The organism is Coprococcus sp. ART55/1, assembly GCF_000210595.1.
Lineage (GTDB): Bacteria > Bacillota > Clostridia > Lachnospirales > Lachnospiraceae > Coprococcus > Coprococcus aceti.
In genome coordinates this window covers 1,634,597-1,637,769 of sequence record NC_021018.1, presented here as the reverse complement: position 1 = coordinate 1,637,769, position 3,173 = coordinate 1,634,597, and the positions used below count along the sequence as shown (strand labels likewise).

General features: G+C 45.2%; 2 protein-coding genes. Both read left to right on the top strand.

Annotated elements, in window-relative coordinates; all coding sequences use genetic code 11:
- Window positions 1-211 precede the first annotated feature (211 nt).
- A complete protein-coding gene (gene lon / locus CCU_RS07515; RefSeq protein ID WP_015534162.1) occupies window positions 212-2,515 on the top strand; it encodes an endopeptidase La in 2,304 nt (767 codons plus the stop codon).
- Between the two features lie 10 nt (window positions 2,516-2,525).
- Complete coding sequence (yihA, locus tag CCU_RS07510; protein ID WP_015534161.1) at window positions 2,526-3,122, top strand: ribosome biogenesis GTP-binding protein YihA/YsxC; 597 nt, start codon at window positions 2,526-2,528, stop codon at window positions 3,120-3,122.
- Window positions 3,123-3,173: the final 51 nt, after the last annotated feature.

Here is a 3,173-nt window from a genome sequence, read left to right as displayed (position 1 = left end):
CTGACTTACAGAGATCCATCAGAGGATACAGACCTTCCTAAGAAAAAGGTAAGGAAGAAAAAGGCAAATACAGATAACGGCGAGAGTGCATAGTCATTATTGCCGAAATGAGACGTTACAACGCTGACATACATTTGCGCCCTTATAAGCCTTTAAATGTGCAGTGTTGATAACGTCTTATTTTTTAATGATATATACGGAGATAACAGGTATGAATGAGAAAATGTTAGAGATGACAATGATTAGTCTTGACGATGGCGTGGTTATGCCGGAATTGTCCTTCTATCTTGATGCGACAACGCGTGAAGCCTGCGAGGCGGTGGGACATGCAGTCAAGAATGAGGAATGTATATTTCTGGCAAATCCTGTTCATAAGAACGGCGATAAGACAGTTTCGTTTTATGAGATAGGTGTCATAGCCAGGATAAAGCAGTTTGTCAGACTTCAGAACAAAGGCATGAGAGTTCTCATACAGACTGAGAAGAGAGCGCGCCTTGTGGATTACAGCAAGGATAAATATTATGTGTGCCACGTGACAGATGTGGAGGAGACTAACGACATCAGCGAGGATGAGGAGAAGGCTATACAGAGCATACTCAAGGAAAAGCTTAAGGAAGCATTTGACGAGGGTATAGTGAAGAACAACGTTCTGTACAGGGAGATACGTTCATTCAAGTCTGTCAGAAAGCTGGTTGACAGCATGGCCGACTATGTGAATATATCTGATGACAACAGGCAGGAGCTTCTGGAGATGCTAGATGTCAGAAGCCGCGCTATGAGGTTGATACAGATAATGGAGGAAGTTCTCGGAATCGGCAAGATCAAGAAAGAGATCATGGAAAAGGTCAATCAGGAGACCGCTGAGAATCAGAGAAAGTATGTGCTCAGAGAGCAGATGTCCGTTATCCGTAAGGAGCTTGGTGACGACGGCGTAGATGCAAATGTCAGAGAATTCCAGAAGAGACTCGATGAGGCGGGCTGCAGCCAGGAAGTATACGATAAGATAGAAAAAGAGATAAATTACTATAAGGGTATACCTCAGAATGCAGTGGAGAGCAGTGTGTCGGCAAACTATATCGATGTGATGCTCAGCTATCCGTGGAATGTGTCAACGGAAGATAATAATGATCTGCAGTCAGCCATAGACATACTTGACAAAGATCACTATGGCCTTGAGGAGGTCAAAGAGAGGATCGTTGATTATCTTGCTGTTCATATATTGAGCAATAAGGGGGACCTTCCGATCATTTGTCTTGTGGGACCTCCGGGAACAGGAAAGACATCCATAGCAAGGTCGATAGCCCGTGCAACATCGAGGAAATATGTCCGCTTATCACTGGGCGGAGTCCACGATGAGGCGGAGATCCGAGGTCACAGGAAAACATATGTGGGAGCTATGCCTGGAAAGATTGTACAATCCATGATAAAGGCAAAGACGAACAACCCGCTCATGCTTCTCGATGAGATAGACAAGGTGAGCAGTGATTACAAGGGAGACGTGTCATCGGCACTTCTCGAGGTGCTTGATGGTGAGCAGAACAAAGAGTTCAATGATCACTATTTTGGAGTGCCGGTGGATCTGAGCAATGTGCTGTTCATAGCAACGGCGAACGACATCTCCGGTATACCGGGGCCGCTCCTCGACAGAATGGAAGTCATAAATATATCGGGATACACGGAGAATGAGAAGTATCATATAGCAAAGCTGTACCTTGTGGAGAAGACCCGTGAGAAGAACGGACTGACAAAATCTCAGTTCAAGATAGATGCCGGTGCCATAAGGGAGATCATAAGCCACTACACGAGAGAGGCGGGAGTCAGAAGTCTTGAGAGAAATATAGACAAGGTGTGTCGGAAGGCCTGCCGCAAGATACTCACCGGTGAGATGGATGTGGTCAAAGTCACAAAGAAGAATATCCAGGATTTCCTTGGTCCATACAAATATAAAGATGAGAATGGAAATCTGAAGAATAAAATTGGCGCTGTCAGAGGCCTTGCTTGGACGGCGGTTGGCGGTGTCACTCTGGAGATAGAGGTCAATGTGCTTCCGGGGACAGGAACTCTTCAGCTCACAGGTAAGATGGGCGATGTTATGAAGGAATCCGCTTATGCGGGAATGAGTTATATCAGATCCCTCAAGGAATCACTGGCGCTTGGAGACGATTACTTTGCAAAGCACGATTTCCATATCCATATACCGGAGGGGGCAGTTCCAAAGGATGGTCCGTCTGCCGGAATAACCATGGCGACAGCGTTGTATTCAGCCATATTTAACGTGCCGGTTAATGGCAGAATAGCGATGACAGGAGAGATAACTCTCAGAGGAGAGGTGCTTCCTATTGGAGGCCTGAAGGAGAAGCTCCTTGCAGCCAAGATGATCGGTGTTAAAGATATACTGATACCGTCGAAAAATGAGAGCGATTATCTGGAGTTGGATGAAGAGATAACATCGGGAGTCAATATTCATTTAGTGGAAGACATGAGGCAGGTGCTTGACCTTGCCCTTGTCAGATAAGGAGAAGTATATGATAGTAAAGAGCGCTGAGCTTGAGACTGTGTGTGGAATTACAAGTAAATTACCTGATAACGATCTCCCGGAGATCGCATTTGCCGGCAAGTCAAATGTAGGAAAATCATCTCTGATAAATGGATTGCTTAACAGGAAGTCGCTTGCCAGAACATCCGCGCAGCCAGGTAAGACACAGACGATCAATTTCTATAATGTAAATAAAAATCTGTACTTTGTGGATCTGCCGGGATATGGATATGCAAAAGTATCGGTGGAGATAAGAGCAAAATGGGGCAAGATGATCGAGAGATACCTTCACGGTTCTCCGCAGCTCAAAAAGGTATTCCTGCTGATAGACATAAGACATGTGCCATCGGAGAATGACTGCATGATGTATGACTGGATCGTGGACAATGGCTATGAGCCGGTGATCATTTGCACAAAACTGGACAAGATCAAGAGAAGCCAGGTTCAGAAGAACTTGAAGCTCATACGTGAGAAACTGGATCTTGTTCCTGGAACAACGATGATACCGTTCTCCGCACAGACAAAGCAGGGAAGAGATGAGATCTGGAATCTCATAGAGGAGACACTGGCACAGGAGCAGCAGTAAAGTAATATGAACATATAGTCAGATAAATAGACAAAAAAATGACTGAGAATA

Excerpts from the sequence above, each read along its gene's own strand:
- lon (WP_015534162.1), top strand. The coding sequence starts at position 212 with ATGAATGAGAAAATGTTAGAGATGACAATGATTAGTCTTGACGATGGC.
- yihA (WP_015534161.1), top strand. The coding sequence starts at position 2,526 with ATGATAGTAAAGAGCGCTGAGCTTGAGACTGTGTGTGGAATTACAAGT.